This window comes from Nitrincola tapanii (assembly GCF_008368715.1).
Lineage (GTDB): Bacteria > Pseudomonadota > Gammaproteobacteria > Pseudomonadales > Balneatricaceae > Nitrincola > Nitrincola tapanii.
Genome location: NZ_SMRS01000001.1, coordinates 40,916 through 54,786 on the forward strand (window position 1 = coordinate 40,916; position 13,871 = coordinate 54,786).

Genomic DNA, 13,871 nt, shown 5'->3' on the forward strand with positions numbered 1-13,871 from the left:
GACAGAGTTGCCTTATCTGAGAGCCCCCTTAACTGGGTGAACTAAGAGCAGGTTCAGGCATTGGCAGTTTCGGTGCCAAAATGGCCACCTGTTCAAAGCCGCGATTCAGCCAAAGATTCGCTTTGTCCTGTTGGCCGAGGTGCTGTAACAAGCGTGCATATTCGGCCATCCAGGCCAGTTCAGCTTTCAGCGTTAAAGCGGCTTCAAAGTGCAGACAGGCCTGATCCCAGTTCTGTAACTGTTGAGCCAAACGCGCCAGAGTGAGATGCAACTCGGGACTCTGCTCTTGTTCAACCAGCCAGGCCTGTGCTTGCTCATAACGCCTCTGCGCCTTGTCGCCTTGAATGCGTCCATAAAGCCCCGCTAACAAATCACTCCAGCGTCGATTCAGGCGCTCTTTCAGCAGAGATTCGGCCAGTTTATCTCCCGCTTGGTTGAGCAGCTGTTCGACATACGCGGCGACCACTGGATCGAGATCGCGCGCAGCTTCCGGCAGGCTTTGCCAGAAGCTTTGTAGCTGTTTGCGTTGCACTTCCGCAGTCAGTCCCGCTTTAGGGTCGATCTGTTGATGCAGTTGTGTAATCGTGGCTTGCTCGGCTAAGGCTTCCCAGCGCGCATTATCCAGGAGGTTTTGGCGCTTTAATTCAGGTAATAGATCCAAGATACCTTGCCAATCTTGCAAGCGCTCATAGATGCCCAGTTGTAGGCTGAGGAGTGTTTTATGCTGCGAGTGTTGGCGTCGCAGTGCCACTAGTGTAGAAAGTGCCGAGCGTAATTCACCTCGTGCGATATCTAACTCAATGGCAAGAATATCCAGAGCCAGTTTGGCGTGAGGGGTTTGTCGGCGTGCTTGCTGAATCAGTTTTTCCGCCGTGTCAAAATCACCCTGCTCCATTGCGGCTTTTGTCGCGGCAGTTTGGTTGATAAAAGGGATGGCGGCATGCTGAGTTGAAGCGATCAAATCTTTTTGCGCTTTTTGCCAGTTCCCTTCAGACAGGGCAAGCAGGCCACGCAATGTTGAACGTTCAGCGGCTTTGCGTTTGCGTTTCAGACGCCACTGTCCCCAGCCCAGTTCAGGCAGGCGGATGCCAGAAAGCAGATTAATCACACCATGCAGGATAAGGAAAAGCAGCAGCGTGGCTACAATAAAGACCCAGAGGCTGGTTTCGACTGTGGTCTGCTCGAATGCCAGTAGTACATAGCCAGGGTCACGTACCATGAGCTGACCGGTCCAGGCACCCACCACTAAGATTAAGAGTAGAAGTAAAAAGAGACGCTTCATTGCGAGCCTCCTTCACGCTTCAGTCGACGCAGTTCATTCATGTGGCTCTTTAGTGCTTCGAGTGAGCCAGCGATGGATGGTAGCTCCGGGGCAATTTCCAGGGCTTTTAATTCATCCAGACTGCGTAGTAATGCTTGCGTGGTGCTGTCCGTACTCTCGTAGTAGATCGCGATCCACTCGGAGGCTTTGCCGAGGGTGTCGCGGAAAGCGCCCTGTTGACGTTGCAACAGAGCTTGTTGAGCTTGCTCTAGCATTAAGAACAGGTTCTGCTGCAGGTAGTAGCTTTGTTCAGGAGATAATAAGGGTTCGACCGGCTCATCACGATGTTGAATGATGATCAGCTGGCCCAGCGTGTCTAAAGCACGGTTCATCGCGGCCTTCGCACCGGCGCCCCAGGTTTCTTTCAGATCCTCAGGCGTGATGGACTCCAGCAAATCAGGGAGCTGGCGGCGATCCGTCACGGGTGTCATACGCAGATTCGGTACCTGTTGGCGTAAAGCGCTGATACGCAGGAAGAGGCCCTCCACATCCACTTGTGGGACGGCTTCGAGCGCCGCGATATCCTGAGCCAACGCTTGACGGACGGGATAGAGCGCAACATCGTCTGCTTCCAGAAGAAGCTCATCGGTTGCTTTTAATAGACTCAGTGCACCGGCACTGGTCTGTTCCATCAGAACGCGCTGGTTCGCGAGGCGCAGCAGATATTCCGATTCTGCTAACAGCCAGTCCTTCTCAGAAATCTGTTGCTGAGCGGTCACTTGCTGGATGCTGCGGGTCAGACGTTCATGCAACTCATCCAGATTACGCTGGCCACTGCTGGCACGCTCTTGCAATTGTCCGAGCTGTTGGTTAACGCCCGACACGGTGTTAGCCACTTCGGCTTGTGCCTCGGCGAGTCGAGCTTCGATCTGTGCAGCAACCAGGGCTTGTTGCTGTGAGACCTGCTGCGCTTGCCAGAACAGATATCCGCTTAGACCGAGAGCCGCCAATGATAGTACAAGAGCCGTTTTGCCCGACCAATGGCCTTGAGTGGCGGCTATGGCTGCAGAAGAGTTCGGTTCAGATTTTTGCTGTGAGGTTTGAGGGTTAGCATCCGACGCTTGTGCGCTATCTGGCTGGATTTCAGGCTCTTTAGAGGGGTCATGCGTAGCGTCAGCCGAGGTAGTGGATGGCTGCTCTGCGTTTGCGATGTCATTCGCGTCTGTGCGTTGTTCTTCTGGGGTCTCTTTCATGCCTGTTCTTCCAAATCATTGGCTGGGAGCAGGGCAGCAATCATGGAGCGGTCGTCAGCTCCCGATGCAACCCGTATCTGAGTAAATCCCAAAGAGCGCGCCTGATCATAGAGGCGCCGGCTGGGAACAAGGATAAGGCGACTGAGTAGTGTGTCGATACTGGCGTGTTTTACGCGTTGTGCCAGATACATCAGATTTTTCAGTCCTTCACCACTGGTAATGAGGATAGCGGATAAAAAAGGATGATAAATAGTACTTTCGATAAGCGCTTGAGGGTATTCAGGGCAAAGACGTTGATAAACACAGCAGCGGTCTACTTGAGCACCACGCTCAGTCAGCGTCTCGCTGAGCAGCTCACGTCCACCGTTGCCGCGCAGAATCAAAATACGCTGTCCGGCGACCGCTTGAGTGCGGGCATCGGCTAACAAGGCTTCTGAGTCATAACCTGCTGCGTGCCAAGCAGGGAAACCGGCTGCTTGCAGAGCCTGTGTGGTTTGCTCACCTATACCGATCCATTCAACTCCAATCGGTAACTGCGGCCAGTAACGATCTATCCAGTCTGCGCCTAAGCGAGCGGCGTTTGGGCTGACAAAAATCACCGCTTGATACCGATCCAGGTTTAAGATGGCCTCTTTTAAGATCAGCCCAAATTCAGACTGATCACTCACGGGCTCAATGCTGATCAATGGCAGTGTCAGCGCTTCAGCACCCAGGGCGCTCAATTGAGCGATTTGCCCCTGGTTTTGGTGTGCAGGTCGTGTGACCAGACAGACTTGGCCGTGTAAAGCATCACTTCTGGGCATAAACATCCGCTAAAATTTCACCGGCGCCGGCGGCTAACAAACGTTCTGCCAGCTTAATCCCCAGTTGTTCGGCTTCCTGGGCGGGGCCATGTATTTCATCACGTAACACTTTGGAGCCATCGGGTCGTCCAACTAAGCCACGTAACCAGAGCATGTCTTCATTGGTATCCAGTTCGGCGTAACAACCGATGGGCACCTGGCACCCCCCTTCTAAACGTCGGTTCATCGCTCTTTCCGCTAGAACACGTATGGCCGTGGGTCGGTCGTGTAAAGGTTGTAAGAGTTGAATCAGTTGCTCATCATCCATGCGGCACTCGATGCCGACCGCGCCCTGGCCTCCGGCGGGGAGACTCTCTTCCGGAGTCATAATGCTCGTTATACGGTCGTGTAGCTGCAAGCGGAGCAATCCTGCAGTGGCTAGAATAATCGCGTCAAACTCGCCTTGATCCAGTTTGCTTAAGCGTGTTTGTACATTTCCGCGCAGGCTGCTGACTTGAAGATCAGGACGGCGCTCCCGCAGTTGAACTTCACGACGTAACGAGGAGGTGCCTACGCGTGCTCCCTGGGGTAGGGCATCAAGGTTGGCAAAGTGATTGCTGACAAAGGCATCCGTAGGGTTTTCACGCGGACAAATCACAGCCAGCCCTAAACCTTGAGGAAATTCCATTGGGACATCTTTCATCGAATGTACGGCGATGTCCGCACGATTTTCCAACATGGCGCTTTCAAGTTCTTTGACAAACAGTCCCTTACCACCAATTTTGGCCAATGGAGTATCTAGGATTTTGTCGCCTTGAGTGACGAGTGTAACGAGTTCAACTTCCAAGCCCGGATGGTGTTTTTGCAATTCGGCTTTGACATATTCCGCTTGCCAGAGAGCCAGGAGGCTGCGTCGTGTAGCGATACGTATGGGCTTGTTTGTCATGAAAGATCCTGTTGTGCAATAAGGCTTGTAAAGATTGTCAGGGATTGTAGCAGAACTCTTGAGCTCAGGTTAAACGCCGCCCTTTTTTCAAGGAAACTGGTATAATTAGCGCCATTTGCCATGACAGTGCGAGCCAGTGGAGAGTCGGATGAGCAGCAAAACCAATCAGCAGTGGGGTGGACGTTTTTCTGAGGCTACAGACGCCTTTGTGGCGCGCTTTACCGCCTCTGTAGAGTTTGATAGGCGTCTTTATCGTCAAGATATTCAGGGTTCAATTGCGCATGCTCGCATGTTGGCGAAAGTAGGTGTGCTGAGCGAGGCTGAGCGTGACGATATTATCCGCGGCTTGAGTGAGATCCGTATGGAGATTGAACGCGGCGAGTTCACTTGGTCGGTTGAGCTGGAAGATGTCCATATGAACATCGAAGCGGCTTTGACGCAGAAAATCGGCATTACTGGGAAAAAGCTGCACACTGGGCGTTCGCGTAATGATCAGGTTGCCACCGATATTCGCCTTTATTTACGCGATGAAACGGATCTGGTTTTGCAGGAGATCACGCGCTTACAGCAGGGCTTATTGGATCTGGCAGAACGTGAAGCAGACACCATTATGCCAGGCTTTACACATTTACAAACGGCCCAGCCTGTGACCTTTGGTCATCATCTCTTGGCTTGGTTTGAAATGCTCAGCCGGGATTATGAGCGTTTTGTGGATTGTCGTAAGCGTATTAATGTGATGCCTTTAGGGGCGGCGGCGCTTGCGGGGACCACCTATCCGATCGATCGTTTTTATACAGCTGAGTTGTTGAACTTCAGCCAGCCTGCCGGTAATTCTTTAGATGCCGTATCGGATCGTGATTTTGCGATAGAATTTTGTGCGGCTTCCAGTCTGTTGTTGATGCACATGACGCGTATGGCCGAAGAGCTCATTCTTTGGACTTCTGCGCAGTTTAACTTTATCAATCTTCCGGATCGTTTCTGTACGGGCTCTTCTATCATGCCGCAGAAGAAAAATCCGGATGTGCCAGAGTTGGTGCGCGGTAAGAGTGGCCGAGTGTTTGGTCATTTGATGGCGTTGCTGACGCTGATGAAATCTCAGCCTCTGGCTTATAACAAAGACAATCAAGAAGACAAAGAGCCTTTGTTTGATACTGTGGACACGGTACAGGGTTGTTTGCGTGCTTTTGCGGACATGATTCCCGCATTGGAAGCGCGTAAGCCGGTGATGCGTGAAGCCGCGTTACGCGGTTTTTCAACAGCAACGGATCTTGCCGATTATTTGGTGCGTAAGGGTGTCGCTTTCCGTGATGCGCATGAGATTGTCGGTTTGTCAGTCGCTTATGGTATTCAAAGCGGCCAGGATCTGGGTGAGATGAGCTTGGATGAGCTGCGTCAGTTCTCCGATGTAATTGAAGCGGATGTGGCGGAAGTGCTGACGCTCGAGGGCTCTGTTGCGGCACGTGATCATATCGGTGGCACGGCTCCGAATCAGGTACGTGCGGCGGTGCAGCGTGGGCGTGATGCGCTCTTAATACGTGAGCATTAATGCTTTCTTAAGGTGAAATCCGCTTTTTTGCCTGAAGAAAAAATAAACGCGAATTTTGGATCACAAAGTTCGCGTTTTTTTATGTCATCGGCTTGCAATAATATTTTTTTATGGAAAACTGGGGGCGCTATGAGGCGATCTAAACGAGCGTTTAGGTCACATGTTCAACCCTGCAAAGCGGAGCGCTCAACTGATGAAAAAAAGCCCAGATTTACTTGTTTTGGTCATTATTTCATTCGTGATAGGTACCCTAATGACCGGTGTCTCACAAAGTGGTCTGGAGATCGCAACGCTGGTACAGCAGGTATTCAACAGTTAAGCGTTTTACTCAGGTGGTAGCCGTTGTTGGTGGCAATCGCATGTAAGGGAATATCCCAGGGCTCGAGGTCAAGACGCTCTACTTCTTGGAAGTCATGCGCAATACCGATCAGTTTGGGGCCTGGCATCCGACCCTTTTGCCTTAAGAAAGCAAAGCTGCGATCGTAATACCCCCCGCCCATACCCAGACGTCCCCCTTGTCGATCAAAAGCGACCAATGGCAGCAGGACATGATCCAACGTCCAGGTAGGTACAGCATTCTTCCCCGTCCATTTCGGTTCCCAAATACCATATTGGTTTTTCTGCATGGCTGTTTTCGGATGATAGTGCACAAATAAAAGACGGTTGTGCGCGAGAGGATGTAGGACAGGAAGGTAGAGTTCTTTGCCTTGTTCCCAGAAGTACTTTAGCGTGGGGGTTAGATCCAATTCGCCGTCATTGGCTAAATAGAGTGCAAGGCGCTGGCTGCGTTGAATGTCGAGTTGCTGTTTGAGCTGAGAGGCAAGAGATAAGGCTCTTTCGGCTTGTACATCAGGCTTGAGGGCACGACGTGCTTGTCGCATGGCTTGGCGAAGAGATTTTTTATCCATGATTTCATCAAACAGGATTTGACAAGGTCTCCCAAGATGCCGCTACCAATTCTGGCCCTGAACCCTAAGGTTCAGAGTGGAAGCACTATTCGATGTATTAGGCTTTCCGATCAACGGACATGCACACAACATCAAAGCAGCACTGCCAGAGGTGTGAATATAGGCTCGAGGGACGTAACTGGCTCACAAACACCTCAGGAGACAAGTTTAGTATACCAGAGTGAGAATATTTGTCAGGTGTCTTTGTCCAGATCAGATAGCGCGCGGTCAATTTTGTGCGTGATACGGCGTAGATGAGACTCTACGTTCTGGCGCTGTTCTTCCTTATTTTTCAATAAATCATGCGACATGTTGAGAGCGGCCATGACGGCGATACGCTCCAGGCCAACGATCTTGCCGCTGTTACGTATCTCACGCATCTTTTGATTCAGATAATCGGCGGAAGCGAGCAACTCTGCCTCAGCACCGTCCGGACAGCTGATGGTGTATTCCTTGTCCAGCAGTTTGACCGTCACGCTGCGTGCGTTATTCATGCTTTTTGCTCCAGAGATTTTAGGCGCTGGATCATGGCTTCGACTTTAGCTTGTGTCTGATCGGTGATCTGTAGCAGTTGATTGCGCTCTTCGCGCAGGCGTTGCTCTTGATCACGTAAGCGTTGATTTTCTAACTCCAGCGCTTCACTACGTGCAATCAGCAGATCGATCTTGTGTTCTAGGGCATTAAAATAGTGTTCGCTCATAGTCGCCTAATTCCAGTCCTTTAGCTTCGCTAGCTAATACTTTCAATATAAACAGCGTATCTGGCAGGGTCAATTCATGTTGCGCTGCGGTAGATAAAAAGCGCAGGTTATATGCTTAAACCTTGATATAGACCCTAATCCGCTCTGCCTTCTTCAGTTCATAGTCGCATCACTAAATGCTAGCATAGGTTACCTAGGTCTGAATTAGTGAACAGGTTTCTCAATATCTATGAATGCTGACACCGCCGTGGCCACCTTGCCAGATTTTGATCTGCTGGCCAATTTTTTGATTGAAGAGGGTGTGTTGACCCTTTCTCCCTCGGAACTCCATGGTTTGATTGCTGGGCAACTGGCAGCAGGTGCGCGTTACGATGAGGACACTCTAGTTAAGGTTATTGCTGATTTGACCGGCGCTGAGCTCCAGGGGCGTGATACCGCACGTAAAGGATTGGCGGATCTGTATGCCACCACACTTGCGCAATTAGAAGGTGATGATTTTTCGGTACAGCTCTTAGTCCCTGAAGATGAACAGGCGCTCAGTCAGCGAGTGGATGCCTTAGGTGAATGGTGTAGTGGTTTTCTTTCGGGGTTCGGACTCTGTGTGTCGGCTCAGAGCTTATCTGAGCAGGCGCAAGAGGGCCTGAAGGATATTGCTGAAATTGCTCAGATCGCACTGGAGTCGGCGGAAGAAGAAACCGAAGAGGATGAGAATAGCCTCATCGAAGTTTATGAATATGTGCGCATGGCGTTCATGCTGTTGTTTTCAGAATTTAATTCGGTTGAGCCACCGACGCAAGCGGCTCAGTCTCCTGTTCTTCACTAAGTGTTTGAGGTTTCAATAAGATGCGCCTGCCTATCTCTGTTTATGCGAATCGTCGTCGTCAGCTCTTGCAGGCTTTACCGGCCAACACGATCGCTTTGGTGGCAGCCGCGAGCTTACAAAATCGCAACCGAGATACTGAATATGCGTTTCGGCAGAATAGCGATTTTTATTACCTAACCGGCTTTAATGAACCGGACGCAATTTTATTACTGATTCCCGGGCGCAGCGAAGGAGAAGCCATCCTCTTTTGTCCACCTCGTGATGCGGCGATGGAGATCTGGACCGGTTTGCGTGCCGGCCCCGAAGGCTGTGTCCAGCACTTTGCACTGGATCAGGCGTTTAATCTTACTGAGCTCGATGCGCGTTTACCTGAGCTCTTGTCGGGCAAGATGGCACTCTATTACCCCATGGGTGAAAGTGCACAATTGGACAGCCGTATCCAGGTTTGGTTAGGCCAGGTGCGAGCTGGTGCGCGTCAAGGGTGGCAGGCTCCAGAGCAGCTGGTCACCCTATCCAGTCTAGTGCATGAGATGCGCCTGTTTAAGTCTTCGGAAGAGGTGGCTTTGATGCAGCGTGCGGCGGACATCTCGGCACAGGCGCATTGTCAGGCGATGCGAGTCTGTCGGCCAGGCCTGTATGAATATCATCTCGAAGCTGAAATACATTATCAATGTCAGCGCCAGGGTGCACGTTTTCAAGCTTATTCTGCCATTGTAGGCGGGGGCGCGAATGCGTGTATCCTGCATTACATTGAGAACCAGGCGCCACTGCTAGACGGCGATCTAGTGCTGATCGACGCCGGTTGTGAGTTGGACAATTATGCCAGTGATATCACGCGTACTTTTCCGGTCAATGGCCGCTTCTCACCTGAACAGAAGGCTTTGTATCAGCTGGTATTAAAGACCCAGGAAGCCTGTATTGCGGCGATGGCACCGGGTGTGCCTTGGAATGTGATTCATGATCTATCGGTACAGCATTTGACCGAGGGGTTAGTTGATCTGGGGCTTTTGCAGGGTGAGGTGGACGCCTTGATTGAAGCTGAGGCTTACAAACCCTTTTATATGCATCGTATCGGCCATTGGCTGGGCATGGATGTGCATGATGTGGGGCGTTATAAGTTACAGGGCCAGTGGCGAGCGTTAGAGCCGGGTATGGTGATGACCGTTGAGCCAGGGCTGTACATCGCACCGGATAATCTCGATGTCGAACCGCGTTGGCGTGGGATAGGCATACGTATAGAAGATGATGTACTCGTGACCACAGATGGACATCACATCCTGACTCAGACAGTACCGAAGCAGGTTGATGAGATTGAGGCCTTGATGGCATCAGGCCGGGAGGATCAGCATGATTCGGCAATATGATCTAGTCATCGTTGGTGCCGGAATGGTGGGTGCCAGTTTAGCGCTGGCGATTTTGCCTGAGGTGGCCGCACGCGGTTTGCGTGTGGCCTTGCTCGACAGTGCGGATCTCCTGCAGAACTCCTCTCAAATACGCTCCCCAAGTTATGACAGTCGCTCCACGGCGCTGGCGTATGGCGCACGTTCTTTTTATCAACGCACCGGTGTTTGGCAGGCGCTACAGACGCATCTCACCCCGATACGTCAGATACATGTTTCTGATCGTGGCCAATTTGGGGTCACACGCATCCAGGCCGAAGAAGAAAGAGTTCCGGCCTTGGGGTATGTGGTCGAAAATCAGGGTTTAGGCCAGGTCTTGATGCAACAGCTTTTTTCAGCACAAGGTCAGGGTTTGGAGATCATGAGCGCCTCGGAAGTGACGGCTTTGCAACCGATCGAGCGTGGGTATCGTCTATGTGTTGAGCAGGGTGATGGTCAAGAGTGGTTGGAAGCCGATTTGGTTGTGATGGCAGATGGTGGCCGCTCGGCGTTACGTGAGCAGTTGGGTATTGAGTATCAGGTTGAGGATTATCAACAGTCGGCCTTGGTGTTTAACCTCAGCCTGGACCGTCCTCATCAACATATCGCTTACGAGCGTTTCACCGCCGATGGCCCGCTGGCACTGCTGCCCATTGCGAATCATCAGGGTGAAGCACGCTGTGGAGTCGTCTGGACTCAGCCGCAAGCTCTGTTGCCCTATCGTCAGGAACAAGCCGATCGCGCCTTTTTAACCGACCTACAGGATGCCTTTGGTTATCGTGCCGGACGTTTTCTGCGTGTGGGGCAGCGTTTCAGTTACCCTTTGCAACGTATCCAAGCAAAAGAGCAGATACGTTCGGGTTTGGTGGTGCTGGGTAATGCGGCCCATGCGCTGCATCCTATTGCTGGGCAGGGCTACAATCTAGCTTTGCGTGGCGTGATCGATCTAGCTGAAAACCTCGTCGCTTCCTGGCGCTTGGGTCTACCCGCCGGTAGCTTGTCGCGCTTACAAATCTTTTTAGATAAACGTTTAGAAGATCAGAAACTGACCATTGGTATGAGTGATCAAGCCCTTAAACTTTTTACTTCGCAATTCCCTGGGTTGCCTTGTGCTCGGGGTTTGGCTTTGCAAGCGTTAGATTTTTGTCCCAGCGCCAAAACACTTTTTGCTCGGCGTGCCATGGGGTTACATCATTCCGCTTTGCATCTAGGTCAGGATTAAAGGAGAGGTGGTGTGAAAGCTCTAGGCAAACATCAGCCAGAGATCGTCATTTTAGGGGCGGGTATGGTCGGCGCTGCATTGGCCTTGGCATTAGCGCCCAGTGGTGTAAAGCTGCGTTTGTTAGAGCGCTTACCGGGCAGTTTACATCAGCGTTTAACCGCTTTAGACAGCCAACCGCCAGCGGAATTTGATACCCGTGTCAGTGCGCTGAGTTGTGCCAGTCAGACGCTGCTGGAGCATCTGGGTGCCTGGTCGGGTGTTGAAGCACGGCGTTTAGCGCCTTATCGTGGGATGCAAGTTTGGGATGGAATGGGACAGGGAGAAGTTTCCTTTTCAGCCGATGCGCTGCATGAGTCGTGTTTGGGTTACATCGTTGAAAACCGTGTGATCTTGGCCGCCTTGCTAGAGCGTTTGCTGGCATTTGAGAATGTACGTTTTGAACCAGGTGCTGAGTTACAGGGTATTTCAGCCCCTGAGACGGGATCGTCTCGGCGTGTCTTAACCCTAAAAGATGGGCGTCAACTGACGAGTCCGCTCACTTTGATAGCAGAGGGCGGTGACTCACCTTCTCGGCAGCTCGCGGGTTTTGCGACGACGCAATGGGACTATGGCCATCATGCGCTGGTGACCACGGTTGAAACTGAAAAAAGCCATGCTTGGCAATGCTGGCAAAGGTTTACAGAAACCGGCCCTCTGGCATTTTTACCCTTGGCTGAGACCGCCGGTCATACCGCTTCGATCGTTTGGTCGACCTCACCGGCCCACGCCCAAGAGTTAATGGCGCTGGAGACGGCTGAATTTAATCAGGCCTTAACGCGGGCTTTTGACGGTCGTTTAGGTCAGGTGAGCTGTGTCGCGCCTCGGCAAACCCTAGCACTGCGTCAGCGCCATGCTCAGCATTACATCCTGCCAGGACTAGCATTGTTGGGCGATGCTGCGCACACGATTCATCCCTTAGCAGGCCAGGGTGTGAATCTAGGTTTTCTTGATGTGGCGGCTCTGGCAGAAATTCTGATCCAGGCGCATCAGCGTGGTGAAGTATTAGGCAGCACACGGGTCCTGCGTCGTTATGAACGGCAAAGACGCAGTGACAACCTGACCATGAGTGCCTCAATGGAGGCATTCCGTCGTTTGTTTGTGCCCTTGCCTGCGCCTTTGGGTTTACTACGCAGTGCAGGCATGAACTGTTTTAATCGTTTACCGGCACTCAAAAACCATCTAGTGCTCAGAGCAATGGGTTTATCTGGGGATCTGCCTAGCCTAGCACGCCGCCCACTTGTGCGGGATTAGCGTGTCCTGCCTTGGCCTCTCTCTTAAGAATTGAACTGAGTTGTCTTTGTGGTTAAATTAACCCCACTTTTATAGGTCGTGTCTCGCGTAACATGCGGTTGTGTGGGGCATGGCTCTGCCGAGATGAGCCTGCCGATGGGAAACAAAACAGCACTTTATGCCAATCACCTGGCCCAGGGCGCCAAAATGGTCGACTTTGGGGGCTGGGATATGCCAATCCACTATGGTTCACAAATAGAAGAGCATCATCAGGTTCGCCAGCAGGCTGGCATGTTTGATGTATCGCATATGACGGTGGTCGATGTTACCGGCTCTGATGCGCGTGATTATTTGCGCCGCCTTCTGGCGAATGATGTTGAGCGCTTGAAGGTTAAGGGCAAGGCGCTTTATTCCGCTATGCTGAATGAGCAAGGCGGTGTGATCGATGATTTAATCGTTTATTTGATGACAGATCCTGCCGTGTCTGGTGAGTGGTATCGTGTCGTGGTCAACTGCGCTACACGTGAAAAGGATTTGCGTTGGATGGCCGAGCAAGCGGCAAAAATGGATGTTGCCCTGACCGAACAGCCAGAGTTAGCGATGATCGCCATTCAGGGGCCGCAGGCGGTCGTCATGACACAAAGTGTGCTCTCCGATTATCGACAAAAATTGATCGATCAGCTGCAACCTTTCCAGGGTGCAGAATCTGAAGGTTGGTTTATCGCCCGCACGGGTTATACCGGTGAAGAGGGCTTGGAGATCATGCTGCCCGAAGAGGAAGCGTCAAGCTTCTGGGATGCCCTCGCCGCGGCGGGTGTGAAGCCTTGTGGCTTGGGTGCGCGTGATACACTGCGTTTAGAAGCCGGTATGAATCTTTATGGCCAGGATATGGATGAAACCCAGTCCCCTCTGGTTTCCGCGATGGGCTGGACGGTTGCTTGGGAGCCAGCAGAACGGCAGTTTATTGGACGTAGTGCTTTAGAAGCTCAGCGTACCCAGGGTTTGACTGCAAAGCTCGTGGGTTTGGTGCTCGAAGCGAAAGGGGTATTGCGGGCGCATCAAAAGGTCAAGGTAGAAGGTTTGGGTGAGGGTGAAATTACCAGTGGCAGTTTTTCACCTACACTGGGGTATTCCGTGGCGTTGGCACGGGTTCCACTCGCGACCGCTGAGGCGGCGCAAGTAGATATGCGCGGTAAATGGGTGAGCGTAAAGGTGGTAAAACCTCCTTTTGTACGTAACGGCGTCAAAGTATATTCCTAAATCAGGTAGGGCAAAAAATGAGCAATACGCCAAAAGAATTGAAATATGTAGCCAGTCATGAATGGATTCGTGATGAGGGAGATGGCACGGTGACGATCGGTATCACCGATCATGCCCAGGATCTGCTTGGAGATGTGGTGTTTGTTGAGTTACCCGAAGTGGGTGATCAGGTGTCAGCCGGTGACGATACGGGTGTTGTCGAATCAGTGAAAGCCGCCTCCGATGTGTATGCGCCTTTGAGTGGCGAAGTCGTGGCCGTCAATGAGGATCTAGAAGACGCCCCTGAGTTGGTCAATTCCGATCCTTATGGAGATGGCTGGTTTTTCCGTTTACGCTTAACGGATCCGGCTGAGCTGGAAGATCTTCTGGATGCAGAAGGTTATGCTGAACACTGTGAAGCAGAAAGCTAAGATCGAATTCCTATCTTCTCTGGCCCGCCTAACCTAGTTGCTTCGCGACTGGGTTAGGCAGACCCCTCATCAA

15 protein-coding genes and 1 other RNA gene are annotated in these 13,871 nt (G+C 51.9%); 8 read left to right on the forward strand and 8 right to left on the reverse strand.

Annotation, left to right across the window (positions count from 1 at the left end; all coding sequences use genetic code 11):
• Positions 1–28: 28 nt before the first annotated feature.
• From E1H14_RS00200 to hemC, 4 genes are read right to left on the reverse strand one after another with little or no spacing between them, the layout of a single operon-like run.
• The gene (locus tag E1H14_RS00200) at positions 29–1,282 is read right to left on the reverse strand and encodes a heme biosynthesis HemY N-terminal domain-containing protein (RefSeq protein ID WP_149389457.1); all 1,254 of its coding nucleotides are present in this window, start codon (positions 1,280–1,282) and stop codon (positions 29–31) included.
• Complete coding sequence (locus E1H14_RS00205; RefSeq protein WP_149389458.1) at positions 1,279–2,514, reverse strand: uroporphyrinogen-III C-methyltransferase; 1,236 nt, start codon at positions 2,512–2,514, stop codon at positions 1,279–1,281. Before E1H14_RS00205 ends, E1H14_RS00200 begins: the two co-directional genes overlap by 4 nt.
• Positions 2,511–3,317, reverse strand: coding sequence for a uroporphyrinogen-III synthase (locus tag E1H14_RS00210; protein WP_235017340.1), 807 nt, complete (start codon positions 3,315–3,317; stop codon positions 2,511–2,513). Before E1H14_RS00210 ends, E1H14_RS00205 begins: the two co-directional genes overlap by 4 nt.
• On the reverse strand, positions 3,304–4,242 hold the full coding sequence (gene hemC, locus E1H14_RS00215; protein ID WP_149389460.1) for a hydroxymethylbilane synthase: 939 nt from the start codon (positions 4,240–4,242) through the stop codon (positions 3,304–3,306). The genes E1H14_RS00210 and hemC overlap by 14 nt, the downstream gene beginning before the upstream one ends.
• A gap of 148 nt (positions 4,243–4,390) precedes the next feature.
• Here hemC and argH point away from each other — a divergent pair, with 148 nt between their 5' ends.
• Both argH and E1H14_RS13315 read left to right on the forward strand, forming a co-directional pair.
• Positions 4,391–5,788 carry an argininosuccinate lyase gene (gene argH / locus E1H14_RS00220; protein WP_149389461.1) on the forward strand — a complete coding sequence of 466 codons (1,398 nt, stop codon included), beginning with the start codon at positions 4,391–4,393 and terminating at the stop codon, positions 5,786–5,788.
• Positions 5,789–5,981: 193 nt separating this feature from the next.
• On the forward strand, positions 5,982–6,107 hold the full coding sequence (locus tag E1H14_RS13315) for a hypothetical protein (protein ID WP_268814346.1): 126 nt from the start codon (positions 5,982–5,984) through the stop codon (positions 6,105–6,107).
• On the opposite strand, the gene E1H14_RS00225 is transcribed toward E1H14_RS13315, so the two are convergent.
• The 4 genes from E1H14_RS00225 to E1H14_RS00240 form a co-directional block, all read right to left on the reverse strand.
• Positions 6,097–6,696 (reverse strand): 5-formyltetrahydrofolate cyclo-ligase, encoded by a 600-nt coding sequence (locus E1H14_RS00225; protein ID WP_149389462.1) that lies wholly within the window; start codon positions 6,694–6,696, stop codon positions 6,097–6,099. The genes E1H14_RS13315 and E1H14_RS00225 overlap by 11 nt on opposite strands.
• Before the next feature lie 24 nt (positions 6,697–6,720).
• Positions 6,721–6,900: non-coding RNA, 6S RNA (gene ssrS, locus E1H14_RS00230), on the reverse strand.
• A 29-nt stretch (positions 6,901–6,929) separates the two neighbouring features.
• Complete coding sequence (locus E1H14_RS00235) at positions 6,930–7,229, reverse strand: cell division protein ZapA (protein WP_149389463.1); 300 nt, start codon at positions 7,227–7,229, stop codon at positions 6,930–6,932.
• Positions 7,226–7,435 carry a TIGR02449 family protein gene (locus tag E1H14_RS00240; RefSeq protein ID WP_149389464.1) on the reverse strand — a complete coding sequence of 70 codons (210 nt, stop codon included), beginning with the start codon at positions 7,433–7,435 and terminating at the stop codon, positions 7,226–7,228. Before E1H14_RS00240 ends, E1H14_RS00235 begins: the two co-directional genes overlap by 4 nt.
• Before the next feature lie 229 nt (positions 7,436–7,664).
• Between E1H14_RS00240 and E1H14_RS00245 the strand changes: the two genes are divergently transcribed.
• From E1H14_RS00245 to gcvH, 6 genes are all read left to right on the forward strand, one after another.
• Entirely contained in the window at positions 7,665–8,258 is a 594-nt protein-coding gene (locus E1H14_RS00245; protein WP_149389465.1) for a UPF0149 family protein, read from the forward strand.
• A 20-nt stretch (positions 8,259–8,278) separates the two neighbouring features.
• Positions 8,279–9,622, forward strand: coding sequence for a Xaa-Pro aminopeptidase (gene pepP / locus E1H14_RS00250; protein WP_149389466.1), 1,344 nt, complete (start codon positions 8,279–8,281; stop codon positions 9,620–9,622).
• Positions 9,606–10,859: a 2-octaprenyl-6-methoxyphenyl hydroxylase gene (ubiH, locus tag E1H14_RS00255; RefSeq protein ID WP_200833996.1), complete on the forward strand. Its 1,254-nt coding sequence runs from the start codon at positions 9,606–9,608 to the stop codon at positions 10,857–10,859. Before pepP ends, ubiH begins: the two co-directional genes overlap by 17 nt.
• A gap of 12 nt (positions 10,860–10,871) precedes the next feature.
• Positions 10,872–12,149 carry an FAD-dependent monooxygenase gene (locus tag E1H14_RS00260; RefSeq protein ID WP_235017341.1) on the forward strand — a complete coding sequence of 426 codons (1,278 nt, stop codon included), beginning with the start codon at positions 10,872–10,874 and terminating at the stop codon, positions 12,147–12,149.
• A 135-nt stretch (positions 12,150–12,284) separates the two neighbouring features.
• Positions 12,285–13,388, forward strand: coding sequence for a glycine cleavage system aminomethyltransferase GcvT (gcvT, locus tag E1H14_RS00265; protein ID WP_149389467.1), 1,104 nt, complete (start codon positions 12,285–12,287; stop codon positions 13,386–13,388).
• A gap of 17 nt (positions 13,389–13,405) precedes the next feature.
• Positions 13,406–13,798 (forward strand): glycine cleavage system protein GcvH, encoded by a 393-nt coding sequence (gene gcvH / locus E1H14_RS00270; RefSeq protein WP_149389468.1) that lies wholly within the window; start codon positions 13,406–13,408, stop codon positions 13,796–13,798.
• Positions 13,799–13,871 lie beyond the last annotated feature (73 nt).